Origin of the sequence: Streptomyces sp. SAI-127, from assembly GCF_029894425.1 — a bacterium.
Classification (GTDB): Bacteria; Actinomycetota; Actinomycetes; order Streptomycetales; family Streptomycetaceae; genus Streptomyces.
On sequence record NZ_JARXYJ010000001.1, the window covers coordinates 6730643 to 6754175 of the forward strand.

The window sequence follows — 23533 nt, forward strand, 5'->3', positions numbered from 1 at the left end:
CCGCCGGTCGTCACTTCGCCGCCGGACGCTGAGCCGGTGCCGACGAGAGCGGGGAGGCCGCCGCGGCCTGCGGGGACTCGGAGTTGGCGAAGACCGACGGGGCCGCGACCGCCGCGGTCGGGTCCGCGGCCTCCTCGTCGGTGGCGACGGCCGCGCCGCCGACGATGCGGATGTCCGCCGCGTCGAAGGCACGCTTGATGCGCCAGCGCAGCTCACGCTCGACCGTGAGGGACTTGCCGGGCATCGTCTTGGCGGAGACCCGCACGACCATGGAGTCCAGCAGGACGCTGTCCAGGCCGAGCACCTCGATCGGGCTCCACAGGAGCTCGTTCCAGGGCTCCTCCTTGCTCATCTTCTCGGCGACCTCGCTCAGCACCCGCTTCACCTTGTCGAGGTCCTCGGAGGCCCGGACGGTCACGTCCACGCCGGCCGTCGCCCAGCCCTGGGAGAGGTTGCCGATGCGCTTGACCTCGCCGTTGCGGACGTACCAGATCTCGCCGTTGTCGCCGCGCAGCTTGGTCACCCTGAGGCCGACCTCGATGACCTCGCCGGAGGCCACGCCCGCGTCGATGGTGTCGCCGACGCCGTACTGGTCCTCCAGGATCATGAACACCCCGGAGAGGAAGTCTGTGACGAGGTTGCGGGCGCCGAAACCGATCGCCACACCCGCGACACCGGCCGACGCGAGCAGCGGGGCCAGGTTGATCTCGAAGGCGCCCAGGACCATCAGGGCGGCGGTGCCCATGATGATGAAGCTCGCCACCGAGCGCAGCACCGAGCCGATGGCCTGTGAGCGCTGCCGGCGGCGCTCGTTGTTGACGAGCAGACCGCCGATCGCGGTGCCGTCGACCGCCTGGGCGGTGCGGTTCATCCGGTCTATGAGCTTGGTGATGGCCCGCCGCACGACCAGTCTCAGCACCCCGGCGATCACCAGGATCAGCAGGACCCGCAGGCTGATCGCGAGCCAGGTCGACCAGTTCTGCTCGACCCAGCTCGCGGCGTTGGTCGCGCTCTCCTGGGCGTCCTGGAGACTCGGCACGGCCGGCGTCGAGGTGTCCGAGGGGGACGGCGACGGCGACGGACTCGCGGCCAGTAGGACGGCGGACAAGGACACGGCAGGTACCTCCAGGTGCTGCGTCTGCCTTCCGGTACGGCGGTCAAGGTCACGAAAAGGTCACCGGTAAAGCAGGCTCACCACACTAACGGTGCATCGTGTGTGGATCGTTGCAATGTTCGGGGGAGAGACGGCTCTCACCTGGGGATGAAGAAAGGTGTGGTCGAAAACACTCCCAGCCCGTTACCGGCACATGGTGGCGTTTCTCCCGGCTGAGAGGGGAGACTGACCTCAGTTCGTCCCGGCGCGAGCCACGTGCCGCCGACGCCCAAGGAGGCATCCGTGCCGCATGTCCTGGTACTCAACGCGTCGTACGAGCCCCTCGGCGTCGTACCGCTTCGTCGCGCGCTCGTCCTCGTCCTGGAGAACAAGGCGGTCTCCCTCGAGGAATCCGGCGCCTTCATGCACAGCGCGACCGTCACAGTCCCCGTACCCAGCGTGGTCCGGCTCAAGCGATTCGTCCGGGTTCCCTATCGGGGGCCCGTTCCTCTCACCCGCAGGGCGCTCTTCGCCCGCGACGGGGGCCGGTGCATGTACTGCGGTGGCGTCGCAACCAGCGTCGACCACGTCATCCCGCGCAGCCGCGGGGGCAAGCACGTCTGGGACAACGTGGTGGCGTCCTGCCGGCGCTGCAACCACGTGAAGGCCGACCGACATCTGTTCGAGATCGGCTGGCGGCTGCGCCACAAACCCGCCCCGCCCACCGGTCTCGCCTGGCGCATCATCGGCACCGGGCACAGGGACCCACGCTGGTTGCCGTACTTGCAACCGTACGGCGCCGAGGACGCCATGGCCCGGATCGACGGCATCTCTGCCTGACGACGATCCGGGCCTTTGTGTTGCCGCACGCGGCTACCGGTCCCGGAGGCCCCCCGTACCTCCGGGACCGGAGTATCACCTGGTCACGTCTGCCTGAGTTCCGCCGGGCGTACCGAGCGGCGCAGCAGCGGCAGTGAGGTGGCGGCGGCCAGGAGGCAGGCCGCGTACACCGCGACGGGGACCAGGAGAGCCGCGTACGGCAGGCCCGTGTCCGAGTGGTGCGTGGTCAGCGAGGCGTACCAGGCGCCGATCGCCGTACCGCCCACGCCCGCCACCGCGACCGCGGGGGCCAGCGGCAGCGCGGTCTCCAGGAGCAGCGCCCTGGCCAGCACCCGGTACGGCACCCCGGCGGCGACCTGGGCGGCCAGGCCCCGGCGCCGGGTGGCGAGGGACTCGACGGTGCCGACGGCCAGCCCCGTGACGGTCAGTGCGAGGGCGACGAGGATCGCGGCGGCCGTCAGGTCGATGCCGGTCGTGTAGTACGCCATGTCCGTCCCCAGCGTCCCCTCGCGGTGCATGGTGTCCAGGATCGTCAGCAGCACCTGACGCACGCCCACGAATCCGGCCCCCACGACCGTCACCAGCAGCACCGCGGCGTGCGTGCGGGCCGCGGCCCACGGGTCGTCCCGCAGCCGTTCCGCCGCGATCAGTACCGCGGGGCTCTGGGCGCGGGCCGCGAGGACCCCGCCCAGCCGCCGGGCCGCCGTACCGGCCAGCGACACCGTCGCGGCCCCGACGACCAGGACGACGGCGAACAGCGCGAGCGGGCCCTGGGCGAGACGCACCGGGCCGCCGGTGACCGACGACAGGCCGAGGAACAGCGCCATGACCCCGAGCGGGACGATCACCGCCCGCAGGGTCCGCCCCGGACCCCACACGGGCCGTACCCGCCGGACCCAGCCCAGCGGTGAGGCCACCACGCGCCGCAGCGACAGCGCGCTCACGGCCGCGCCCAGCACCGGTACGGCCACGGCGACCAGGGCGATACCGGTCCAGGCGAGCGCGGTGGGCCGCGCCCACAGGTGCAGCAGCAGCGGTACGAACCCGGCCGTGGCCGTCAGCGAACCCGCCAGGCAGGCCGGCCCCGACTCCAGCGCCGCGATCCGCCGGACCTGCCACGCACCGGCCCCCGCCAGCCGCAGCGCGGCCAGCCGCCGGTCCCGGTGCACCGCGCCGATGCGCGCGCACTGCCCGAGGAACCCGAGCACCGGGACGAGCAACAGCGCCATGACGAGACTCACGTTCCGCCGGTCGCTCGCGGAGTCGAGCAGTCCGGCCCCGAAGGACACGGAGTAGTACCCGTCCAGGGAGTTCAGCGCGGCGACCGCCAGCCCGATCCCCGTCGTGAGCGCCGCCCCGACAGCCGTGAGCCCGATACGCCACCACTCCCGCCGGTCGGAACCGCGGGTGAGCAGCCAGGCCAGGCGGAGATCGGCGGCCAGGGGGCTGCCGGTCCGTGCATCGAGGGCGGTCGTCATGCCGTCACCCCCGCCGGGGCCACGGCTCCGTCGGCCATCCGCACCTCGCGGTCCGCGTACGCCGCCACCTGGGCGTCATGGGTGATCAGCAGGACCGCCGTGCCGGACTCGCGGGCCGTGTGGACCAGGGCCGTCATGACCTGCTCGGTCGCCAGGGAGTCCAGTGCGCCGGTCGGCTCGTCCGCGAAGACGACCTTCGGCCCGGTGATCAGGGCGCGGGCCAGCGCGGTCCGCTGGGCCTGGCCGCCGCTCATCTCGCCGGGCCGGAGACCCGCCTGGCCGCGCACTCCGAACCGCTCCAGCCACTCACCGGCCCGGGTGTGGGCGTCGGCGCGGGAGAGGCCCGCGAGCAGCAGCGGCAGCGCCACGTTGTCGACCGCCGTCAGCTCGGGGATGAGCTGCCCGAACTGGAACACCACGCCGAACTCCGTGCGGCGCAGCTCGCTCAGCCGCTTCTCGGGCAGCTCGTCGAGGCGCTCACCGCCGTAGGACACCGAACCGGCGTCCGGCCGCACGATCCCGGCCAGGCAGTGCAGCAGCGTCGACTTCCCGCTGCCGCTGGTGCCGGTGACGGCGAGGATCTCGCCGGCGGCCAGCCCGACCGAGGCGCCCCGCAGGGCCTCGGACCTGCCGTACGCCTTGACGAGGTCGCGGGCCGCGAGGAGCGGCTCCGGGTTGTCCCCCGTTGTGTTCATGCTGAGTCGACCTCCGCGGTCAAAGTGGTGAGCCGGGCCGCCGTCGTGTTCATCCAGCGGAGGTCGGCGTCAAGGTGGTTGAGGGCGTAGTCCGCCGAGAGCACGGTCGCGAGGTCGGCCCCGTGGGCGGTCTTGACCGCCGTGAGCTCCCGCATCCGGGCCATGTGTGCGGCGCGCTGGGCCCGGAGATAGGCCTCCGGGTCGCCGCCGGCCAGGATCGAGACGACGACCTTGGCGAAGATCTCGTTGGTCACGAAGGGCGCGGGCGGGGCGATCTGCCCGGCCCACCGGTCCAGTTCACGCGTCCCCGCCTCGGTCGAGCGGTACCTGGTGCGCTCCGGGCCGCCGTCCGAGTCGGTGCCGTCGACCTCCGCGAGGCCGTCCCGGACCAGGCGCTGCAGGGTCGTGTAGACCTGCCCGTAGGCCAGTGGACGGGCCTCGGGAAAACGGTCGTCGTGGCGTCGCTTGAGGTCGTAGCCATGGCTCGGCCCTCCGGCGAGCAGCCCCAGCAGGATGTGGCGGGTGCTCATGGCGATCAGTATGCATCACGTATATGTATTGAGTGAATAGTGATCAGCACACCATGATGAAAAGCACGTTCTCCCCTCCGGTACGTCTGCCGTCGCGTCCTGTGGGTAGGCCTGCGGTAACCCCCGTCGTCGTACTCGACAAGGAGGCCCCCGTGGCCGCATCGGCACACCTTCTGCTCTCGGCCCTGTCCAAACCCGAGGCGCCCGCTGAACACTTCTGTGTCTTCAGCGCCGAGGGCGCCTGCACAGAGACCCCGCTCACCAGCGAACCGCCCCTGCCCGACGCCGAGCCCCTCACCAGCGAACCGCCGCTCGCCGACGCCGCCCACCTGATCAGCGAGTCCGACGCATTCATGGAGCCGTAGATGACGGCGCCCCCCGGTCCGGAGCTGTCCCGCCTCGCCGAGTCGTACGGCGTCGCCACCTCCTACCAGCCCTCCCCGGACCGTACGGTCGCCGCCTCCGCCACCGCCGTCACGCTGGCCCTGGCCGCCCTCGGCGTCGACGCGGGCGACCCGGCCGCCGCGCTCGCCACCCGTGAGCGTGAGCTGCGTGAGCGCCTGCTGCCGCCGACGGTGGTGTGCTGGAGCGGCAGCCCGCCCGCCTTCGTGGCCGACCTGCCCGAGGGCACCCGGCTGCGTATCGCGACCGAGCAGGGCGAGACCCGCTCCGCCGCCGACCAACTCCCGCCCGGCGTCCACCGGCTGACCGCCACCGCTCCCGACGGCCGTACCGCAGACGCCCACCTGATCGTGGCCCCGCCCCGGCTGCCGGCGCCGCCCGGGCGGTCGTACGGCCTGCTCGTCCAGCTCTACTCCCTGCTCTCGCACCGCTCCTGGGGCATGGGCGACCTCGGCGACCTCGCCGAACTGACCTCCTGGGCGGGACGCGCCCTCGGCGCCGGCTTCGTCCAGGTCAACCCGCTGCACGCGGCGGTACCCGGCGCCCCCACCGACCCGTCCCCCTACCGGCCGTCCTCGCGCCGCTTCCCCGACCCGGTGCACCTGCGGATCGAGGACATCCCCGAGTACGCCCAGGTCGCGGACCCCGACCGGCTGCGGGCCCTGCGCGAGCGGGCCGAGCGGCTGCGTGAAGCGGTGCTGGAGAAGGGCGCGTTGATCGACCGGGACGCGGTGTGGGAGCTGAAGCGGGAGGCACTCGAACTCGTCCGCGAGGTCCCCCTGGGACCCGGCCGTCGCGCCGCCTACGCCGACTACCTCGCCGAGGGCGGCGAGGCCCTGGAGGACCACGCGACCTGGTGCGCGCTGGCGGAGGTGCACGGCTCGGACTGGAGCCGCTGGCCGGCCGGCCTCCGCGACCCGCGCTCGGCCGAGACGTCCCGTGCCCGCGGTGAGTTGATGGACCGCGTCGACTTCCACTCCCGCCTCGCCTGGCTCACCGAGAGCCAGCTCGGCGCCGCCCAGCGGGTCGCGCGGGAGGCGGGGATGCCGCTGGGTGTCGTCCACGACCTCGCGGTGGGCGTGCATCCCGAGGGCGCGGACGCATGGGCCCAGCAGGCGTACTTCGCGGCCCGGATGTCCGTAGGAGCGCCTCCGGACGCCTTCAACGCGCGCGGCCAGGACTGGGGGCTGCCGCCGTGGCGCCCGGACCGGCTGGCGGAGTCGGGGTACGCGCCGTACCGGCAGTTGCTGCGGGCCCTGTTCCGGTACGCCGGCGCGCTGCGCATCGACCATGTCATGGGCCTGTTCCGGCTGTGGTGGGTCCCGCAGGGGCGGCCGCCGACGGAGGGCACGTACGTCCGCTACGACGCGGAGGCGATGCTCGCCGTGCTCGTCCTGGAGGCGTCGCGGGCCGGGACGGTGGTGATCGGGGAGGACCTCGGCACGGTCGAACCCGGTGTGCGGGAGGTGCTGCGCGAGCGCGGGGTGCTGGGGACGTCGGTGCTGTGGTTCGAACGGGACTGGGAGGGCGACGGGCGTCCGCTGCCGCCCGAGCGGTGGCGGGCGGACTGTCTGGCGACGGCGACCACGCACGACCTGCCACCGACGGCTTCTCGTCTCACCGGGGAGCACGTCGAACTCCGGGACGGCCTCGGCCTGCTGACCCGGCCGCTGGACGAGGAACGTGCGGAGGCCTCCGCGGACACGGCGGAGTGGCTGGAGCTGCTGGCCCGTCTCGGTCTGCTGCACGGCACGGGGGGCGGTACCGACCCCTCCGCGGAGGAGGCCCAGATCCAGGCCGTCCACCGGTTCCTGCTGCACACCCCGGCCCGGATGGTGGGCATCTGGCTGCCGGACACGGTGGGGGACCGCCGGCCGCAGAACCTGCCGGGGACGTGGGACCAGTATCCGAACTGGCGGTTGCCCATCGCGGACGGGGAGGGGCGGGTGGTGACGCTGGAGGAGCTGGCGGCGTCGCCGCGTTTGCATGCGCTGGTGGAGGTGCTTCGGGCGCCGTAGGGGTGGGCTGCGGCGCCGTGGTGGCGGGCGCTCGCACGGCGCGGGCGTCTCATACGGCACCCCGGGCGCGCGGCCCGAACCGCGGTTGGATACTTTGACTCCGTGGACAAGAAGAACGCCCTGCGCGCCGGCGCCCTGGTGGCCGGTACGACGCTGATGATGCTGCTCATGTCGTCCCCCGCCTCCGCGCTGGTCCGCGACGACGGTGACGACCCCGGCTCGGGCCTGAGCGTCATCGAGACGCTGGGCCTCTTCGTCGTGGCCCCGCTCGCGCTGTTCGCGGTCATCGCCGGCCTGGTGATGGTCCTGGACAAGTCCAAGGAAGAGCACCGGGTGACCAGCCGCAACATCAAGACCAAGCCGGCCGAGGCCAAGGCCGGATCGAAGGCCTGACCACGCCTTTTCCGGGGCGCCGACCCCGCCGCACGTACGCGCCTCTGCCGTACGTGGGCGAGGCCGGCGCCCTGGCGCGTTCTCAGGGGCTCGGCTCCGTGAGGTACCGCTGCAGCGTGGGCGCGAGCCACGCCACGATCTCCTCGCGCGTCAATGCCACGGTCGGCGCAAACCGCAGGACGTACCGGGTCAGTGCGAGCCCCAGCAACTGCGTGGCGGCGAGCGCGGCCCGCGCGGGAGCCTGTTCCGGGTCCGGGCACACCCGCAGGGCGACCGGCATCACCTGCTCCCGGAAGATGCCCTGCATCCGTTCGGCCCCCGCCTGATTGGTCGCGCCGACCCGCAGCAGCGCGGTGAGCACCTCGTTCTCCTCCCACAGGTCGAGGAAGCGCGTCACGAGTGCGCGGCCGATGTCGTCCCGGGGCAGTGAGCCGGGCTCCGGCAGCTCCAGTTCGACGGAGACGGCCGCCGCGAACAACCCCTCTTTGTTGCCGTAATAGCGCATCACCATGGACGGATCGATGCGCGCGTCCTTGGCGATGGCGCGGATGGTGGCGCGCTCGTATCCGTCGGCGGCGAAACGCTCACGGGCCGCGGCGAGGATCGCGGTGCGGGTGGCGTCGGAGCGGCGACGCACGCTTGTGGAGCCGGAGTCTGCGCTGTTGCTGCCGTTCATGCCGGTGAGTCTAGGTCAACAACTGTTGGCCAACAAGTGTTGACGCCCGCGAGTGCCCCCGCTATCTTCGTCAACAAGCGTTGGCAAACAAGCGTTGGCAACAGGAGGTCACCATGAACGGCACCCCCGTGATCGTCGTCGGCTCCGGCCCCACCGGCCTGCTCCTGGCCGGTGACCTGGCCACCGCCGGTGTCCCCGTCACCCTCGTCGAGAGGCGCCCGCACAGGATCAGCAACCTCTCCCGCGCCTTCGTCCTGCACGCCCGTACCCTCGAACAGCTTGACGCCCGGGCCCTGGCCGACGGCCTGGAGGCGCTCGGGCAGCGCCTGGACACACTGCGCCTGTTCGGCCGCCTGACCATCGACCTCGACGACCTTCCCTCCCGTTTCAACCACCTCCTGGTCCTCCCGCAGTACGAGGTCGAGAAGGCCCTGGAGCGGCGGGCGGTGGAGGCGGGCGTCGACTTCCGGTACGAGACCGAGGTGACGGGTCTGGTCCAGGACAGGAACGGCGTCACGGTGGAGGTCAGGGGTCCGGGCGGGTCCACGGAGTCCCTCCGCGCCGGGTACCTCGTGGGTGCCGATGGCATGCGCAGCGCCGTACGCGACGCGATCGGTCTGCCCTTCCCCGGCCACTCGGTGATCCGCTCGGTGGTCCTCGCCGACGTGCGCCTCGCCGAGCAGCCCGAGACCCTGCTCACCGTCAACGCCGTGGGTGACGCCTTCGCCTTCATCGCCCCCTTCGGCGACGGCTACCACCGGGTCATCGCCTGGAACCGCGCCCGCGACGTCGCCGACAGCGAGCCCCTCGACCTCGACGAGATCAAGGAGGTCACCCGGCTCGCCCTGGGCCGCGACTTCGGGATGCACGACGCCCGCTGGATGTCCCGCTTCCACAGCGACGAACGCCAGGCCCCCGCGTACCGGGTGAGCCGGGTCTTCCTGGCCGGCGACGCCGCCCACGTCCACACCCCGGCGGGCGGCCAGGGCATGAACACCGGCCTCCAGGACGCGGCCAACCTGAGCTGGAAGCTGGCCCAGGTGGTGGGCGGCCACGCGGGCCCCGAACTGCTGGACACCTACCAGGCCGAACGCCACCCCGTGGGCAGGTCGGTCCTGCGCAGCAGCGGCGGCATCGTCCGCCTCGCGATGGCCAAGCGCCCCTGGGAACTGGCCCTGCGCGCCGCCCTCACCACCGTCCTCGACCACGCCGGCCCGGCCCGCCGCCGCATGCTCGGCCGGCTCACCGGCATCGGCTACCGGTACGCGGCCCCCCGCGGCTCCCACCCCCTGACCGGCACCCGCGTCCCCGATGTGGCCCTCGCGGACGGCGGCCGCCTCTACGCGTCCCTGCGTGGCGGCCACTTCGTCCTGATCACCCCCGAGGGCTACGACGACCGGGGCGCCCACAAGGGCCGCCTCACGGTGCAGCGCTGGGCGAGCGGACGGCGTACGACCGTGCTGGTGCGGCCCGACGGGTATGTGGGGTGGGCGGCGGACAGCGCGACCGCGGCGGACACCGAGGCGGCGCTCGCGGCCCACGTCGGCTGACGCGGATTCCGGTGCCCGCGGCGAGAGTGATGTTTTCCTCTCCGGGGCAGTGTTCGGAGAGGAGCGGCTCGAACCGGTCCGCGGTCGGCCACGGAATGGTCACCACTCGGGTGCCACTTCGTGCGTCGGGCGGCGGGCCGCTTCGGCGCGCTGTACATTCGGCGGGTGCTCCCCCCGTACGTGGATCTTCGTCCGATCGGCAGATGTAATCTGAGCTGCCCTTTTTGTTTCGGACCTCGCCACGAAATGCCCACCATGCGTCGTGCGGAGGCATTCCGGATCGCCGCGACACTGCGGCAGGAAGGGGTGCAGGGAGTGGTGATCTCGGGGGGCGAGCCCACGCTCCTGCCGTATCTCGCGGACCTCGTCCAGGAGTTGAGCAGTCCACTGCCGGACGGCGGAGCGCCTCCGAGGGTGGTGCTCAGCACCAACGGGCTCGCACCGCTCAAGGTCATGCAACGCGTGCTGCCGGGGCTGTGGTCGATCGCCCTGCCGCTGGAATCGGCGGACGAGAAGGAGCACCGGGAACTGCGCAAAGGTGTCGCGCCGCACCGGGGAAGGGTTCTCGATCTGCTGCGGGAAGTGCGGAAGAACCACCAGCAGGTCGGGGTGAAACTGGGGACCGTCGTCACCCGGCGCAATGTCGCCGGAGCTCCGCGCGTGCTCGACCTCATCGAGGACTCCTGCCGTCCCGACGTGTGGAAGGTCTACCAGATGTCGGAGACCAACTACGGTGCCGACAACGCCGGTTGGCTGTCCGTCGGCGACGAGGAGTTCGAAGAGGTGGTGGCCCGCTGCCAGGTGGCCGCCGACGAACGCGACGTCCCTCTTCGGGTCTACCGGAACGCGGACCGGTCGGGCACCTACTTCTTCATCGACCCCGACTGTGAGGTCGTCGTGGTCGACGCGGGCGAGGAACGGCGGCTCGGCAACTTCTTCGACCTGGTGCGGGACGACGACGGCGTTCGCCGGGCCGGTCTGGTCCAGCCGTTCAGCAATGCCGCGAATTTCGTCGGAACATATCCGGAAGCACGGAGAGACCAGGGATGACGACGCCACACGTACGCGTGGGAGTGCAGGCCATCGTCCGCTCCGGCGGGCGCGTCCTGCTGGGGCTGCGGGTCAACACCTTCGGCGCCGGCAGCTGGGGGCTGCCCGGTGGGCATCTGGAGATCGGCGAGACGCTGACCGGTGCCGCGTGCCGGGAACTCGAGGAGGAGACCGGCGTCCGTGCCCGCGGCGCGCGCGTCGTCTGTGTCACCGACCCGGACCCGGCCGCCAACCATCACATGCAGGTCGGTGTGGAGATCCCCGACTACACGGGCGAGATCCGGGTGCGTGAGCCGGACCGGTGCGAGCGCTGGGAGTTCTGGCCGCTGGACGCGCTGCCGACGCCGTTGTTCGTGGGCTCGGTGGAAGTGCTGCACAAGGTCAGGGAAGGGGCACTTCTCCCCTCCTGACACTCGCCCTCATCCGCACGGAGGCGAGCGCCCCCATCTCCGACCGCAGCGCGGCCTTGTGCTGTTCCTGGTTGGCCTCGAACTCCCTGAAGGTGCTGGAGAGTTCCCACTGCGCCCGGAACTCCTCCAGGCTGTCCGCGTAGTACCGGCTGTCCTTGCGGAACTCCACTTCGAAGACGCTCATGCCCCGTCGGGTCCGGCGCTGCGGATTCGACGTGATGTACGGCTCGAAGAACCCGACGTTCGACGTGAGCAGGGTGGAGCCGCTGACGTCGAGGGAGGTGATCCGCAGCTCGATCAGGTCCGGGTACATCGACTTGAGCAGCTGGTACGACTCGACCACGGGCAGGAAGGTGTTGTTGTACGACGGGCTGCTCTCCACCAGTTCCACGATGTTCTGGTAGTTGCCCGGTTCGGCGGCGGTGTCGTGCGGCATGAAGGCGGCGAGGCTGTTCCACGGACTGCTGATGACCACGTTGAACCGGACCCCGCGCTCCAGCGCGTCCTTGACCCGGCCGTAGAAGAGCCGTGTCTCCTTCAGGAAGTAGGAGGCGCCGGCGTGGGCGATGAGCCGGATGATGCCGGTCTCCTCCTCCAGCGCCCTGCGCTTCGCGTCGTTGCGCTCGGTGTTCTGGTGGGGCTTGTACACCCTCTCGATGTGGTACGGGAGTTCGTCGTCCGCAGTGATGGCCGCCCGCATGTCCGCGAGTTCGTCCTGCAGGATGTGCGTCTGGGGATGTTCCTGGCCGAGGTCGGGAGAGGTGACGGCACGGGTGGCGGCGGTGACGAAGGCCTGCACGGCGGCCTCCGTGCGTTCGTTGGCCTGCCCGTCCCAGCCGCCCGCCGCAGCGAACTCCGTGGCGGCGAGGGTGGCTTGGGCGATGATCGTCTCGCGGTGTTCCAGGCCGAGTGTCACCTGCGCGGTGACGTACAGGAGTTCCAGGGCGGCCAGGTTCTCGAGGCCGGGGTCCAGGTCGTGGCGTGCCGCGGCCAGTGCGACGCGGGCGCCGAGGGCCCGGGCGTGGTCGCCGCCCTCGCTCTCGACGAACCGGGTCACCGACTGGTCGAAGCTGTCCACCGCGTTGTGCAGTTCCTGCTCGTCGCCGGACGCCCTGGCGAGGTCCAGGCGGACCCGGTCGGCGGTCAGCCGGGTCTCCAGATCCTTGTCCTGTTCGTACTTGAGCGAGTCGAGCGCCTTGTTGGCCCAGATCGCGGCCGCGTCCGGATCGCCCAGCTGAAGGCTCACGACACTCAGGTTGGCGAGGATGGCCGGGACCTCATAGGTCTCGTACTCGTGGGCGCGGGTGAGCGCGCAGTCCAGTACGGCCATGGCCCGCACCAGGTCACCCTGTTCGGCGAGCAGGGAGCCGAGGTGGTTCCAGAGTTCGGGCTCCCGGTAGACGACCTGGTCGATCTCGGAGAGCCGCATGGCGCGCAGCGTCGTGTCGGTCAGGTCCATCGCGGCCTTGTCGAGGCCGAGCGCGAGCAGCAGTTCGACCAGGTGGGCGTACCGGGCGATCCGCTCCGGTTCGTCCTCCCACACGGCCTGTCCGCTGCGCAGCCGGTCCACGTAGCTGATGAGCGCCGCTTCGGACTCCCGTGCGGAGGACTGCTTTTCCGTGCCGCCGTCCTCGTGTTCCGCCTTTTCCTCGGCGATCGATATCGCTTCGTCGAGGTCATCGATTTCGGTCATCGATCAGTTTCCTTCTGACGGACGCCGGGCACGCCGGTTCGGTTCGGTCCTCGTCCAGCGCGGGCGCACACTTCCGTATCCCCTGTCGTGCAGAACCTGGTTGGCCCGGGTGCGCTTTTCCGCCTTCTTGCCACCGGTGACGTCGTTGAACAGCCTGAGCGCCTCAGTCACGGAAATGGCGAAAGCCTCGTCGCTCTCGCGGGGAGAGGCGTCCCGGGGTTTCACCAGCAGACCGAGGACGACCGGCGGGTCCTGGCGGGTCTCCTCGATCGGGCTGCCGGCGTAGGCCGCCGGGTCGCGCAGGACGCGCTCGCAGCGCAGCCGCAGGGCCGTCACCGTGAGGTGGGGACTGTCGTGGTAGACGGCTTCCGGTTCGACGACGCTGCCCGTCAGGGGCTTGGGGTCGACGGAGACGGTCGCCCGCCAGGACTGGCCCTGGTGCGCCTCACCGAAGGCGGTCGTCGCCAACGGGCCCGTGGTGCCGTTCAGTTCGAGTCTGAGCAGGGCGAGGTCCGACGGTGTGTTGCCCCAGAGGATGTGCGCGGGTGTTCCGTCCCGCAGATGCAGGAGCGGCTTCGTGGTGAGGACGTCCGGCCCGAGCGCGTGGGCGGTCGTCAGCGCGAAGGGCCGTGCGATACGCAGGCCGGACGCGATGCGCCTGCCCGCGAGATATAACTCGATCAAATGCTCGTCCCGCGCCATGTCCGGCCCCCGTCTGTTCCGCTGCGCGTTCCAGAAGTCTCACCCGGAAAGAAGAATGTTAACCGCGGTCAGAGTTCCGCGACGCCTTCTTCCCGATGACTGTTTCCCATGAGGCGGAGGAGCCGGATGTGGTCACGCTCAGTTTGATTCCGAGGAAGCGGCCGGCCGGTAACCGTCTGGATCCCGGTCGTTCGCCGTGGATGTCGGCCAGCAGCAGCGCGAGGAGTTCGCTGTCGGCCTCCTCCGCCTCCTCGACGCGTTTGGTGAACTTCTTCCACAGGCCGTCGGCCTGGCTGGGGAGACGGACGGCGGCACCCTGCTCATGCCACTCCTCCCAGGCCTCCAGCCACCGCTGCATGCCGTCGAACGACTTCTCGCAGGCCTCGCGGAGCCGCTCGGAACTGTAGAGCTCGATACGTGCCGCCAACGCGGCCGCGGAGTGCAGGGCCTCGCTGCGCACGCCTTCCAGTTCCGGGAGGTCGAAGCTGCGCCGGGTGTGGGCGCGGAGCTGGGCGTAGGTGTGCACGGTGCTCATGAGGTCGTCGTACGTGGCCACCCGGCGGTCCCAGAGCCGCCGTTCCCGTTCGCGTCTCGACGTCGCCCGCTGGGTGATCCAGGCCGCGCTGAGGGTGGCCGTCGCGCCCAGTGACGTACCGATGATCGCGGCCTCTGCCGGTGTGATGCGCACGCCGTCATGATGAGGTGGTGGCGGGGGCGGACGGAACTGCTACGGCGTCGTGGGTCTCCGGGAGGCCTGGTCACTCCGGTGAGTTCTGGGCCCCTTCCAGCAACTCACGCAACAGATCGGCCAGTTGGCCGGCCTGTTCGTCGTCGAGGGTGGACAGGGCCGCCGTCTGGGGTGCCAGGCCCGCTCCCACCGCCTCGTCGATGACGGTCAATCCCTTCTCCGTCAGGGTCACTTGGAGGCCTCGGCGGTCGTGGGGGTCGGGGGAGCGGCGGAGGAGGGCGGCGCGTTCCAGTTTGTCGAGGCGGCCCGTCATGCCGCCCGTGGTGAGCATCAGCGTCGAGGAGAGCTGGCGGGGGGAGAGCGTGTACGGCTCGCCGGCCCGGCGGAGGGTGGCGAGGACGTCGAATTCGCCGCGGGAGATGCCGTAGGGGGCGTACGCCTTCTCCGCGCGGTCGCCCATGGCGCGGGAGAGGCGGTAGATCCGCCCGAACACCTCCATGGCCCTGGTGTCGAGGTCGGGCCGCACGGCCGCCCACTGGTCGATGATCGCGTCGACGGCGTCCTTGCGCTGTGCACTCATGTGCCGAGTATCCGCAGGCTTCCGGTCGCCCGCAAGAAAGTTGCTTGTGGAAAAGTAGCTTAGAGGTAAGCTACTTGCTGCCAAGTCAGCGATGAGGGGGAACCGTGAGTACACCGACCAGGAACCGCACCGCCACCGTCCTCCTCACCGCTCTCGCGCCCGTCTCCTGGGGCACCACCTACGCCGTCACCACCGAGTTCCTCCCCGCCGACCGTCCCCTGTTCACCGGAATGATGCGCGCCCTGCCCGCCGGACTGGTGCTGCTCGCCCTCGCCCGGGTGCTGCCGCGCGGGGTCTGGTGGGGCAAGGCGGCCGTGCTCGGGGCGTTGAACATCGGGGCCTTCTTCCCGTTGCTGTTCCTGTCGGCGTACCGGCTGCCGGGCGGGATGGCCGCGGTGGTCGGGTCGGTCGGACCGCTGATCGTCGTCGGGCTGTCGGCGGTGCTGCTGGGGCAGCGGCCCACGGCCAGGAGCGTGCTCACCGGGCTCGTGGCCGCGTTCGGCGTCAGCCTGGTCGTGCTCAAGGCGGCCGGTGCCCTGGACGTCGTCGGGGTGGCGGCGGCGTTCATCTCCGCCGCCTCGATGTCCGCCGGCACCGTGCTGACCAAGCGCTGGGGACGCCCCGACGGCGTGGGCCCGCTAGCCCTCACCGCCTGGCAGCTCACCGCCGGTGGCCTGCTCATCGCGCCCCTCGCCCTCCTCGTCGAGGGAGCCCCGCCCGCCCTCGACGGCCGTGCGGTCGGCGGCTACCTCTACCTCGCGCTGGCGAACACGGCGGTGGCGTACTGGCTCTGGTTCCGCGGCATCGGCCGTCTCACCGCCACCCAGGTCACCTTCCTCGGCCCGCTGTCCCCGCTGACCGCCGCGGTCGTCGGCTGGGCGGCGCTCGGGCAGAGCCTGACGCCGGTGCAGTTGGCGGGCATGGCCCTGGCCTTCGGGGCGACGGTGGCGGGCCAGCTGGGGGCGCGGCCCACTGCCGACCGGTCGTTCGGCCCCGCGGAAAGCAACCGCCGAGAGGCAGACCTGGCGGGTCCGGTGCCGCGGTGGCAGGGGGGTGAGGGTGCGGGAAGCGCTGCGGGTCGGGGGTGTGGCCCGCTGCCGGCTGGTCGTTCGGCCTCGCTGGAGGCGACCGTCGAGGGGCTTCGGCAGACCTGAGGTGTGCGGCGCTGCGGCAGACTTGACGGGTCAGGTGCCGTGGTGGCAGGGATGCGAGGGTGCTGGAAGCTCTGCGGGTCGGGGGTGTGGCCCGCTGCCGGCTGGTCGTTCGGCCTCGCTGGAGGCGACCGTCGAGGGGCTTCGGCAGACCTGAGGTGTGCGGCGCTGCGGCAGACTTGACGGGTCAGGTGCCGTGGTGGCAGGGGCGCGAGGACGTTCACCGTCGAGAAGCTCGCCGCGGTCAACCCGGCCATCGACGAGAGCGCCGTCCAGGGCATCATCGACCACCTCGCCGGGATGCGCATGACCCGCCGCAACCCCACCCTCGCCGAGGTCGCCGCCACCGCCGTGTTCCTCGCCTCCGACCACGCGGGCGGCATCACCGGCACGTTCGTCAACGCCACCGGCGGGATGGTCAGCGTCTGAGCCCGCGGCCCCGCCACCACGTGCGCAGCCACAGGGCGTGCAGCCCGCCGAGCGTGACGACGACGGCGATCCCGTCCAGCCGGTCCCACACCGACCGCCCGGTGCCCGCCTCGACCACCGCGCGGGCGAACAGCGTGAGGTCCGCGGGCAGGGTGACGGCCGCGAAGAACGCGAGACACAGCGTGGTGCCGACGACCAGCACCACGCTGTACACCCGTACGGCCCGCCGTTCGTGCACGGGCAGTCCGAGGCTGGGGTCCCGGTCGTCGCTACGGCGGCCCCGGCGCCCCAGCAGGCGCCGGGCCCGGTACTTCGTGTACGCCACCCCGTCCCCGAACAGATCGCGGCAGCGCGTGAGGTCCTGGAGGACGAAGTACAGGTCCGTGCGCAGGAAGACCAGGAGCTGGAAGGGGAGCGGAAGCAGGGCGAGCAGGGCCACGGCGGCGAGGACACGGCGGGGTGTGCCGGTCGTGACGCCCGCGGCGAGGGCGGCCAGGCAGGCGGCCGTCAGATTGGTCGCGATGCCGGCGAGGTAGGCGGTCAACCGGTGTCGGCGCGGGGCGAGTTCGATCCCGCTGATGTCCGTCTGCATCACCAGGAACTGCAGCCGGGTACCGAGCCGCATCCGCCCCGCCACGCCGGTCGCGCGAGCGGTCAGCAGATGGGCGCACTCGTGGAGCAGCAGCAGGCTCCAGCCGACGGCCGCGCCGAGGGCGAGGACCGCGCTGCCGTGCGAACTCCACAGCAGCGTCCGGTGGTCGAGCGGCACCGGAGGGCGGGTGAGCAGGGTGACCGCGATCAACAGGACGACCGCCACGAGGACAGCGGGACTCAGCAACCAGCGCACATGACGGGGCCGTATCCATGCCAGGGTCGGTGTCGGCGGCGGCTCCTGGTCGATCACGCGGCCGTCGACCTCCGCCACGAAACCGAGCCCGAGCAGGGCCTCCACGAAGTCCGGTACGTCGACGTCGTGGCCGGTGCGGGCGCGGAGCCGTTCGCCGACCTCGGCCGGGGGCAGGCCCTGGCCGAGCAGGTCCAGGGCCTGTTTGCCCACCTCGGGCAGGGCGACGAAACGGCCGGTCGCCCTGCGGCCCACGATCCACTCGTCGCCGTCGGGGCGGGAGTCCAGCGCGTGCAGCCGCACCCGGTTCACACGCGCTCCCCGCACGCCGGGCAGTCCAGGTGGCGTGGAGTGCGCTGGTGGACGGGGTCGCCGGGGAGCATGAGGTTCACGCCGAAGCGGAAGCCCGGCTCCATCGCGGGCACCCCGGTCAGCAGGGCGAGGGCGGCATGCGCGAGCAGGGCTCCCGAGAGACCGGCGGTGACGGCACTCGCCGGGTTCCACGGCATCCGCGGCGAGGCGACCTCCGGGTCCTGTCCCGGCCCGAGCCGCAGATCCCGCCGGGCGATCTCCCCGTCCCGCAGACACTCCCAGCAGGCCCCCTGCCCGGGCACGTACACCCCGGCGGTCACGAGAGGCCCCCGGTAACCGGCGTCCACCCACGGCAATCCGGCCGCCAGACAGACCCGGTTGGCCCACCGCCGGATCGCGTCCGGGCGGTCGGCGGCGAGGACGAGGAGGTCGTAGGGGGACGGCGGGAGAGCAGAGGCGGGCGTCGACGAGGCGACCGCTCGCCCGGGCCCGTCGGCGGTCTCGGCCGGCGGGTCGGCGGCTCCGAGGGTTCCACCGGGTCTGCGGCGCTCCACGGCGGCCCTCACCGGTGGTGGCCCGCCCGGGGGTCGTCCCGCCTGTCGTGATCCGGCCACCAGCTCCGCCAGGTCTTCCGGCCCCGCCACCTCCCTCCGCTCCCCGGTCACCGTCACGTCCGAGTTCAGCGCCCGCAGGGTCGCCACCGCCGCCTCCACCTTCGGCCGGCCGAGGTCGGACTCGCGGTACAGGGGCTGGCGGTTGAGGTTGGAGAGCTCGACCGTGTCCGGGTCGACGCAGTGGACGTGTCCCACCCCGGAGGCGACCAGGGCCTGGGCCGCGTGGCCGCCGGTGCCGCCGACCCCGATCAGCAGGACGCGGGCCTCGCGCAGGCGGAGCTGGGCGTCCCAGGGGCCGGTGCGGGGGGTGAGGTCCATCCAGCGCAGGAGGGGGACGCCACGGCTGTAGCGGTCCTCCTCGCGGGGCGGCACCGGCACCGACGCCCGGGCGTCGTCCACGAAACCGGCGGCCAGCAGGTCGGCCATCGCCTGGCGGGCGTCATCGCCGGACAGCTCCGGGTGGGTGCGCAGGACCTCGGCGACCACCTCCGACGGCGCCCGCGACCCGTCCATCGCCTCGACGAGCGTCCACACCCAGCCCTGCGGATCCGCGATCTCCGCGCCGATGCCGTGGATCACGCTGCCGACGCGGACGTTGCCGTCGACCGTGCGGTAGGCGCGGTGCTCGGGCTTGATCCGGGGCCGCCCGAACGTCTCGACCGTCACCGCCTCCGTCACCGCGGCCCCTCTCCTTCACACGTACACCTTCTTGACACTCTGACCCCACCGGCACAGCCTTGACAAGAGCGGTCGGCGATCGCTTCGGGATGATCAAATCCCGTACAGCAGCGAGGAGTTGGGATGCCGGAAGTGATCGTGATCCGCCCCTTGGACAAGAAGGAGACCACGGGGGAGAGCGGCGGCAACGGCGGCAGCTGAGAGGAGCTCACATGCCTGTCAAGATCGTGATTCGCCCGCTGGACAAGAAAGAGACCACTGGGGACAGTAATTCCCAGGGTGCTTGATCGGACCACCAGCGTTCGGAGGACCGGCGTGCGGACTTCGCTCTATCCGGCAGTCGACGAACTGGAGCGAAGGGCCCGCACGCTGGCCCGCGCCGCCCCCGGCCTGGTGCGGCTCGGCCAGGTCGGGGAGAGCCGGGCGAGGCGCCCGCTGTGGCTGCTGTCCGCCGGACACGGCGACCGCCACATCCTCTCCGTCGCCGGCGCCCACGCCAACGAACCGGTGGGCGGGGCCTCGGCGTTGCGGCTCGCCGCCCTGTTCGCCCGCCGGCCCGGCCTGCTCGAACGCCTCGGCTGCACCTGGCACTTCCTGCTCTGCCTCGACCCCGACGGGGCGCACCTCGCGCACGGCTGGCAGCCGGAGGAGCCGGAGCCGTCCCTGACGGAATGCCATCGGTACTTCTACCGGCCCGCGTTCACCCTCCAGCCGGAGTCCCTGCCCATGCCTCCCGGCAGGCCGCTCCCCGAGTCGGCCGCCCTGGTCGAGCTCCTCGACGAGCTGCGGCCGGTCGCCCAGTTCACCCTGCACGGCATCGAGTTCGGCGGCGCCTTCGTGATGATGACCCGGGAGGTACCGGGGGCCGCGGACGCCTTCCGGGAGACGGCGGCGCGGCTGCGCGTCCCCGTCGACCGCCACCCCGTCGACGGCCCCGACTGGCGGCTCGACCCGCCCGGCGTCCTGGTGCTGCCCGACGGCCACGGCGAGGGCGAACGCGACCCGAGCGGGTTCGTCGCCGAGAGCACCTGGTTCCATCCCCGCCGCCACGGCACCCTGACCACCCTGATCGAGGCCCCCGCCTGGGCCGTGCCCTCGGTGAGCGACGCCCGGCCCGTCACGGACCCGGACCGCGAGACCGCGCGGCTGAGCGAGGTGCTGCTGGGCCGGAGCCAGGAGCTGGCGGCCGTGCTCGGGACACGGCTCGACGCGGCCGTACCGGAGGATCTCGCGCCGCTGCGGGACGCCGCGCGGGAACTCCTCGACGTGGCGCCGTCGATCGTGGCGAGCTGGGCCGCGGAGCCACCCGGGCGGTTCCACGGCCACTTCGCGACCCGGGGCATCTCGGCCCGCCGGATCCCGCTCAGGGTGGCCGCGATGGCGAGCCGCGCCCTGGCCCGCACCGATCCCCGGGCGGCCGAGATCCTCGACGACCTGGTGCGCGAGTGGAGCCGGGAGCTGGAGAAGACCTACGACCTGCGGTGGGTGCCGGTGGCCGTGCAGACCGGGCTGCACGTGCGGACGATGCTCAACACGGCCCGGCTGGTGTGCGGGGGAAGCTGAGGACGGCTGGGGTGCGCGTGTGCCGATGCTGCGGACGGTCGGGTTGCGCGTGTGCCGATGCTGAGGACGGCCGGGGCGCGCGTGTGCCGATGCTCAACACGGCCGGGCTGGTGTGCGGGGGAAGCTGAGCACGGCCGGGTTGCGCGTGTGCCGATGCTGCGGACGGTCGGGTTGCGCGTGTGCCGATGCTGAGGACGGCGAGGTTGCGCGTGTGCCGATGCTGAGGACGGTCGGGTCGCCCCTGCGGGTGATGCTGAGGACGGCCGGGGCGCGCGTGTGCCGATGCTCACCACGGCCGGGCTGGTGTGCGGGGGAAGCTGAGGACGGCCGGGGCGCGCCTGCGGACGATGCGGCGGACGGCCCGGGGCGCGCCTGCGGACGGTGCTGGGCACCGCCCGGCTGGTGTGCGCGGGAGGCGGATGACCGGGGTCACCCGCCTCCCGCCGTGTCCTACTGCCCGGCCTGCGCGTCCGCGGCCTGGGCCTTCAGCGCTCGCTCCACGCCCGCGCGGGACTCGGAGACGAGCCGCCGCAGGGCCGCGTTGGGCTCGGCCGAGGCCAGCCAGGCGTCCGTCCTGTCCAGGGTCTCCCGGGAGACCTGGAGCGAGGGGTAGAGGCCGACCGCGATCTGCTGGGCGATCTCGTGCGAGCGGGACTCCCAGATGTCCTTGACCACCTCGAAGTACTTGTCCGTGTACGGCGCGAGCAGCTCACGCTGATCGGTCTGGACGAAGCCTCCGATGACGGCCTCCTGGACGGCGTTGGGCAGCTTGTCGGACTCGACGACCTGTGCCCAGGCCTCCGACTTCGCCTCCTCGGTCGGCCGCGAGGCACGGGCGGTCGCCGCATGGCGCTCGCCCGCCGCCGTCTTGTCCCGCTCGTACTCGCCGGCGATCTCCGACTCGTCGTAGCGGCCCACGGCGGCCAGCCGCTGGACGAACGCCCAGCGCAGCTCGGTGTCGACGGCCAGGCCCTCGACGACCTCCGATCCGCCGAGCAGTCCCTCCAGGAGGTCCAGCTGCTCCGGCGTACGGGCCGTCGCCGCGAACGCCCGCGCCCACGCCAGCTGGTGGTCGCTGCCCGCCGCCGCGGACCGCAGATGGGCCAGCGTGGCGTCGGTCCAGCGGGTCAGCAGGGCCTCACGGGCGGTGGGGGCGGCGTACAGCTCGATCGCCAGCTTCACCTGCCGGTGCAGCGACTGCACGACACCGATGTCGGACTCCTTGCCGATACCGGAGAGGACCAGCGAGAGGTAGTCGCGGGTCGCGAGCTCCGCGTCCCTCGTCATGTCCCACGCCGACGCCCAGCACAGCGCGCGCGGCAGCGAGGACTCGAAGTCGCCGAGGTGCTCGGTCACGAAGGCCAGCGACTGGTCGTCGAGGCGGACCTTGGCGTACGACAGGTCGTCGTCGTTGAGGAGCACGACCGCCGGACGGCGCTTGCCGACCAGCTGCGGTACGGCCGTCAGCTCGCCGTCGACGTCCAGTTCGACGCGCTCGTCGCGGACCAGCTTGCCGCTGGCGTCGTCGAGTTCGTAAAGGCCGACCGCGATGCGGTGCGGACGCAGGGTCGGCTCACCCTTCGCGCCCGCGGGCAGCGCCGGGGCCTCCTGGCGGATCGCGAAGGAGGTGATGACGCCGTTCGCGTCCGTCTCGAGCTCCGGGCGCAGGATGTTGATGCCGGCCGTCTGCAGCCACTTCTGCGACCAGTTGCCCAGGTCGCGTCCGGACGTCTCCTCCAGCGCGCCCAGCAGGTCGGACAGGCGGGTGTTGCCGAACGCGTGGCGCTTGAAGTACGCCTGCACGCCGCCGAAGAACTCGTCCATGCCGACGTAGGCGACGAGCTGCTTGAGGACGCTCGCACCCTTGGCGTACGTGATGCCGTCGAAGTTGACCAGCACGTCGTCCAGGTCGCGGATCTCGGCCATGATCGGGTGCGTGGACGGCAGCTGGTCCTGGCGGTACGCCCACGTCTTCATGGAGTTGGCGAACGTGGTCCAGGAGTGCGGCCACCGGCTGTCCGGGGCGTACGCCTGGCAGGCGATGGAGGTGTAGGTGGCGAACGACTCGTTCAGCCACAGGTCGTTCCACCACTCCATGGTGACCAGGTCGCCGAACCACATGTGGGCCAGCTCGTGGAGGATGGTCTCGGCGCGCATCTCGTACGCGGCGTCCGTCACCTTGGACCGGAAGACGTACTGGTCGCGGATGGTCACCGCGCCGGCGTTCTCCATCGCGCCCGCGTTGAACTCCGGCACGAACAGCTGGTCGTACTTCTTGAACGGGTACGCGTAGTCGAACTTCTCCTGGAACCACTCGAAGCCCTGCCGGGTCACCTCGAAGATGGCGTCCGAGTCGAGGTGTTCCGCGAGCGAGGGGCGGCAGTAGATGCCCAGCGGGACGGACTGGCCGTCCTTCTCGTACACGCTGTGCACGGAGTGGTACGGGCCGACGATCAGGGCCGTGATGTACGACGAGATCCGCGGGGTCGGCTCGAAGACCCAGACGTCGTCCTTCGGCTCCGGCGTCGGGGAGTTGGAGACGACGGTCCAGCCGTTCGGCGCCTTCACGGTGAACTGGAAGGTGGCCTTCAGGTCCGGCTGCTCGAACGAGGCGAAAACGCGGCGGGCGTCCGGCACCTCGAACTGGGTGTACAGATAGGCCTGCTGGTCGACAGGGTCGACGAAGCGGTGCAGGCCCTCACCGGTGTTGGTGTATGCGGCGTCGGCGACGACCCGCAGGATGTTGCGTCCCTCCAGCAGGCCCGGCAGGGCGATACGGGAGTCAGCGAAGACCTCCGCCGGGTCGAGGGCGTCCCCGTTCAGCGTCACCTCGTGGACCGTGGGGGCCACCAGGTCGATGAAGGACTCGGCGCCGTTCTCGGTGACGTCGAAGCGCACCGTGGTCACGGACCGGTAGGTACCGCCCTCCTGCGCGCCGGAGAGGTCGAGATCGATCTCGTAGGACTCGACGCTGAGCAGCGTCGCCCGCTGCCGAGCTTCGTCGCGAGTCAGGTTTGTGCCAGGCACGCGGTCATCTCCTCGTTATGTCTAGGTTCGGCGGTTCGGTCATCCTTCCATGTGACCCGCGTCGCCGGGAGCCGCCGCCCACCCCGAACACCAGGTCCGTATTCCGCCGGTCGTCCG

At 71.7% G+C, this 23533-nt stretch carries 21 protein-coding genes and 1 pseudogene; 10 read left to right on the forward strand and 12 right to left on the reverse strand.

The features are described 5' to 3' along the window. Positions 1 to 10: 10 nt before the first annotated feature. The gene (locus M2157_RS31065; RefSeq protein WP_280857673.1) at positions 11 to 1114 is read right to left on the reverse strand and encodes a mechanosensitive ion channel family protein; all 1104 of its coding nucleotides are present in this window, start codon (positions 1112 to 1114) and stop codon (positions 11 to 13) included. 282 nt (positions 1115 to 1396) lie between these two features. Between M2157_RS31065 and M2157_RS31070 the strand changes: the two genes are divergently transcribed. Next, positions 1397 to 1933 (forward strand): HNH endonuclease, encoded by a 537-nt coding sequence (locus M2157_RS31070; RefSeq protein ID WP_280866837.1) that lies wholly within the window; start codon positions 1397 to 1399, stop codon positions 1931 to 1933. Between the two features lie 83 nt (positions 1934 to 2016). Here M2157_RS31070 and M2157_RS31075 read toward each other — a convergent pair whose 3' ends face one another. From M2157_RS31075 to M2157_RS31085, 3 genes are read right to left on the reverse strand one after another with little or no spacing between them, the layout of a single operon-like run. Further along, positions 2017 to 3411, reverse strand: a complete 1395-nt coding sequence (locus tag M2157_RS31075) for an ABC transporter permease (protein ID WP_280866838.1) — start codon at positions 3409 to 3411, stop codon at positions 2017 to 2019. Further along, the gene (locus M2157_RS31080; RefSeq protein ID WP_280857671.1) at positions 3408 to 4106 is read right to left on the reverse strand and encodes an ABC transporter ATP-binding protein; all 699 of its coding nucleotides are present in this window, start codon (positions 4104 to 4106) and stop codon (positions 3408 to 3410) included. Before M2157_RS31080 ends, M2157_RS31075 begins: the two co-directional genes overlap by 4 nt. Next, positions 4103 to 4636 (reverse strand): PadR family transcriptional regulator, encoded by a 534-nt coding sequence (locus M2157_RS31085; protein WP_280866839.1) that lies wholly within the window; start codon positions 4634 to 4636, stop codon positions 4103 to 4105. Before M2157_RS31085 ends, M2157_RS31080 begins: the two co-directional genes overlap by 4 nt. 152 nt (positions 4637 to 4788) lie before the next feature. Between M2157_RS31085 and M2157_RS31090 the strand changes: the two genes are divergently transcribed. From M2157_RS31090 to M2157_RS31100, 3 genes are all read left to right on the forward strand, one after another. Continuing rightward, positions 4789 to 5001 (forward strand): hypothetical protein, encoded by a 213-nt coding sequence (locus tag M2157_RS31090; RefSeq protein ID WP_280857669.1) that lies wholly within the window; start codon positions 4789 to 4791, stop codon positions 4999 to 5001. Further along, positions 5002 to 7056, forward strand: coding sequence for a 4-alpha-glucanotransferase (gene malQ / locus M2157_RS31095; protein WP_280866840.1), 2055 nt, complete (start codon positions 5002 to 5004; stop codon positions 7054 to 7056). It begins immediately after the preceding gene. Between the two features lie 102 nt (positions 7057 to 7158). Beyond that, entirely contained in the window at positions 7159 to 7449 is a 291-nt protein-coding gene (locus M2157_RS31100) for a hypothetical protein (protein ID WP_280857667.1), read from the forward strand. An 82-nt stretch (positions 7450 to 7531) separates the two neighbouring features. Here the strand turns inward: M2157_RS31100 and M2157_RS31105 are convergent, their stop codons facing one another. Further along, positions 7532 to 8125, reverse strand: a complete 594-nt coding sequence (locus M2157_RS31105; protein ID WP_280866841.1) for a TetR family transcriptional regulator — start codon at positions 8123 to 8125, stop codon at positions 7532 to 7534. Between the two features lie 113 nt (positions 8126 to 8238). Between M2157_RS31105 and M2157_RS31110 the strand changes: the two genes are divergently transcribed. The 3 genes from M2157_RS31110 to M2157_RS31120 all read left to right on the forward strand — a co-directional run bounded on the left by M2157_RS31110 (position 8239) and on the right by M2157_RS31120 (position 11135). Beyond that, a complete protein-coding gene (locus tag M2157_RS31110) occupies positions 8239 to 9675 on the forward strand; it encodes an FAD-dependent monooxygenase (protein ID WP_280866842.1) in 1437 nt (478 codons plus the stop codon). A 180-nt stretch (positions 9676 to 9855) separates the two neighbouring features. Then, the gene (locus tag M2157_RS31115; RefSeq protein ID WP_280859018.1) at positions 9856 to 10725 is read left to right on the forward strand and encodes a radical SAM protein; all 870 of its coding nucleotides are present in this window, start codon (positions 9856 to 9858) and stop codon (positions 10723 to 10725) included. Beyond that, entirely contained in the window at positions 10722 to 11135 is a 414-nt protein-coding gene (locus M2157_RS31120) for an NUDIX domain-containing protein (protein ID WP_280866843.1), read from the forward strand. The genes M2157_RS31115 and M2157_RS31120 overlap by 4 nt, the downstream gene beginning before the upstream one ends. Here M2157_RS31120 and M2157_RS31125 read toward each other — a convergent pair. The 4 genes from M2157_RS31125 to M2157_RS31140 all read right to left on the reverse strand — a co-directional run bounded on the left by M2157_RS31125 (position 11107) and on the right by M2157_RS31140 (position 14798). Next, entirely contained in the window at positions 11107 to 12828 is a 1722-nt protein-coding gene (locus M2157_RS31125; protein ID WP_280866844.1) for a hypothetical protein, read from the reverse strand. The two genes, M2157_RS31120 and M2157_RS31125, sit on opposite strands and share 29 nt — an antisense overlap. Positions 12829 to 12831: 3 nt before the next feature. Further along, positions 12832 to 13530 carry a hypothetical protein gene (locus tag M2157_RS31130; RefSeq protein WP_280857662.1) on the reverse strand — a complete coding sequence of 233 codons (699 nt, stop codon included), beginning with the start codon at positions 13528 to 13530 and terminating at the stop codon, positions 12832 to 12834. A gap of 58 nt (positions 13531 to 13588) precedes the next feature. Continuing rightward, positions 13589 to 14218, reverse strand: coding sequence for a hypothetical protein (locus M2157_RS31135; RefSeq protein WP_280866845.1), 630 nt, complete (start codon positions 14216 to 14218; stop codon positions 13589 to 13591). 70 nt (positions 14219 to 14288) lie between these two features. Then, the gene (locus tag M2157_RS31140; RefSeq protein WP_280857660.1) at positions 14289 to 14798 is read right to left on the reverse strand and encodes a MarR family transcriptional regulator; all 510 of its coding nucleotides are present in this window, start codon (positions 14796 to 14798) and stop codon (positions 14289 to 14291) included. A 104-nt stretch (positions 14799 to 14902) separates the two neighbouring features. On the opposite strand from M2157_RS31140, the gene M2157_RS31145 reads away from it, so the two are divergent. Together M2157_RS31145 and M2157_RS31150 are read left to right on the forward strand one after the other, a co-directional pair. Further along, on the forward strand, positions 14903 to 15952 hold the full coding sequence (locus tag M2157_RS31145) for an EamA family transporter (RefSeq protein ID WP_280866846.1): 1050 nt from the start codon (positions 14903 to 14905) through the stop codon (positions 15950 to 15952). 231 nt (positions 15953 to 16183) lie between these two features. Continuing rightward, a pseudogene (locus M2157_RS31150) lies at positions 16184 to 16378 on the forward strand (SDR family oxidoreductase); the annotation flags it as partial. Here the strand turns inward: M2157_RS31150 and M2157_RS31155 are convergent. Together M2157_RS31155 and M2157_RS31160 are read right to left on the reverse strand one after the other, a co-directional pair. Continuing rightward, entirely contained in the window at positions 16368 to 17534 is a 1167-nt protein-coding gene (locus M2157_RS31155; RefSeq protein WP_280866847.1) for a hypothetical protein, read from the reverse strand. The pseudogene M2157_RS31150 and the gene M2157_RS31155 overlap by 11 nt on opposite strands. Continuing rightward, the gene (locus tag M2157_RS31160; protein WP_280866848.1) at positions 17531 to 18826 is read right to left on the reverse strand and encodes a ThiF family adenylyltransferase; all 1296 of its coding nucleotides are present in this window, start codon (positions 18824 to 18826) and stop codon (positions 17531 to 17533) included. The genes M2157_RS31155 and M2157_RS31160 overlap by 4 nt, the downstream gene beginning before the upstream one ends. Positions 18827 to 19141: 315 nt before the next feature. On the opposite strand from M2157_RS31160, the gene M2157_RS31165 reads away from it, so the two are divergent. Continuing rightward, a complete protein-coding gene (locus tag M2157_RS31165; RefSeq protein WP_280866849.1) occupies positions 19142 to 20389 on the forward strand; it encodes a M14 family zinc carboxypeptidase in 1248 nt (415 codons plus the stop codon). Positions 20390 to 20839: 450 nt separating this feature from the next. Here M2157_RS31165 and pepN read toward each other — a convergent pair whose 3' ends face one another. After that, on the reverse strand, positions 20840 to 23416 hold the full coding sequence (gene pepN, locus M2157_RS31170) for an aminopeptidase N (RefSeq protein ID WP_280866850.1): 2577 nt from the start codon (positions 23414 to 23416) through the stop codon (positions 20840 to 20842). Between the last annotated feature and the right edge of the window lie 117 nt (positions 23417 to 23533).

Excerpts from the sequence above, each read along its gene's own strand:
- M2157_RS31075 (WP_280866838.1), bottom strand. The coding sequence starts at position 3,411 with ATGACGACCGCCCTCGATGCACGGACCGGCAGCCCCCTGGCCGCCGAT.
- M2157_RS31080 (WP_280857671.1), bottom strand. The coding sequence starts at position 4,106 with ATGAACACAACGGGGGACAACCCGGAGCCGCTCCTCGCGGCCCGCGAC.
- M2157_RS31085 (WP_280866839.1), bottom strand. The coding sequence starts at position 4,636 with ATGAGCACCCGCCACATCCTGCTGGGGCTGCTCGCCGGAGGGCCGAGC.
- malQ (WP_280866840.1), top strand. The coding sequence starts at position 5,002 with ATGACGGCGCCCCCCGGTCCGGAGCTGTCCCGCCTCGCCGAGTCGTAC.
- M2157_RS31105 (WP_280866841.1), bottom strand. The coding sequence starts at position 8,125 with ATGAACGGCAGCAACAGCGCAGACTCCGGCTCCACAAGCGTGCGTCGC.
- M2157_RS31110 (WP_280866842.1), top strand. The coding sequence starts at position 8,239 with ATGAACGGCACCCCCGTGATCGTCGTCGGCTCCGGCCCCACCGGCCTG.
- M2157_RS31120 (WP_280866843.1), top strand. The coding sequence starts at position 10,722 with ATGACGACGCCACACGTACGCGTGGGAGTGCAGGCCATCGTCCGCTCC.
- M2157_RS31125 (WP_280866844.1), bottom strand. The coding sequence starts at position 12,828 with ATGACCGAAATCGATGACCTCGACGAAGCGATATCGATCGCCGAGGAA.
- M2157_RS31130 (WP_280857662.1), bottom strand. The coding sequence starts at position 13,530 with ATGGCGCGGGACGAGCATTTGATCGAGTTATATCTCGCGGGCAGGCGC.
- M2157_RS31140 (WP_280857660.1), bottom strand. The coding sequence starts at position 14,798 with ATGAGTGCACAGCGCAAGGACGCCGTCGACGCGATCATCGACCAGTGG.